Source organism: Salipiger sp. 1_MG-2023 (assembly GCF_030547555.1).
Taxonomy (GTDB): Bacteria; Pseudomonadota; Alphaproteobacteria; order Rhodobacterales; family Rhodobacteraceae; genus Salipiger.
Genome location: NZ_JAUOQN010000170.1, coordinates 1 through 951 on the forward strand (window position 1 = coordinate 1; position 951 = coordinate 951).

Consider the following 951-nt stretch of genomic DNA (forward strand, 5'->3'; position numbering starts at 1 on the left):
TCGATCTGGCAAAGAATGTTTTCCAGCTCCACGGTGCTCTGCGGACGGGAAAAGTCCAGTTCCGAAAAAAGCTCACACGTAAGCAGTTCCCTGCTTTTATGGCCCAACAGGAACCTTGCCTGGTCATCTTTGAGGCCTGCGGCAGCGCGCACCATTGGGCGCGCGAAATGGAAGTCCTTGGCCACGAGGTAAAGCTGATAGCGCCACAGTACGCGCGCCCGTTCGTCAAGCGCCAGAAAAATGACGCTGCCGATGCTGAGGCGATCGTAATCGCGGCCCGGCAGCCGGAAATGCGCTTTGTGGAGCTCAAGACGGTTGAGCAGCAGTCCCGCGCGGCCGTGTTCCGCGGCCGAGAACGACTGATCCATCAGCGTACCGCGGATGTAAACGCCTTGCGGGCTCTGCTGTACGAGCATGGCCATGTGTTTCCTGCAGGGGTTCGCTCCATTGATCGTATAACGGTGCTTTTAGAGGATGAAACTTCAGACTTACCTGCGCTGATCCGGGATGAGTGCCTGGACCTGCTGGCACAGATTGCTGAGAAAACGGCACGTATCGCCGACCGGGACAAGAAACTCGCATCGCTGGCTTCCCAGTCAGACAGGGCGCGCCAGCTCCAGACCATGCCGGGTGTTGGCCCCCTGACAGCGATCGCGGTGGAAGCGTTCGGGCCAGATATGGCACGGTTCAAATCAGGACGCGACTTTGCGGCTTGGTTGGGCCTCGTGCCCCGGCAGCATTCGTCCGGAGGCAAAGAGCGCTTGGGACGTATGACCAAGGCCGGTCAGGCCGACATCCGACGCCTCCTGATTATTGGAGCAATGTCTCGATTGAACTGGCTTGGACTGCGCACGATTGCGGAGGGCAGCTGGTTGTCACGCATGTTGGCGCGCAAGCCCAAGATGCTGGTCGCCATTGCGCTGGCCAACAAGATGGCCCGGCAGATATGGG

General features: G+C 59.5%; 1 protein-coding gene. It reads left to right on the forward strand.

All coding sequences use genetic code 11. The features are described 5' to 3' along the window. Positions 1–951, forward strand: a 951-nt coding sequence (locus Q4543_RS24425; RefSeq protein WP_303442765.1) for an IS110 family transposase, incomplete at both ends; no start/stop codon positions are given.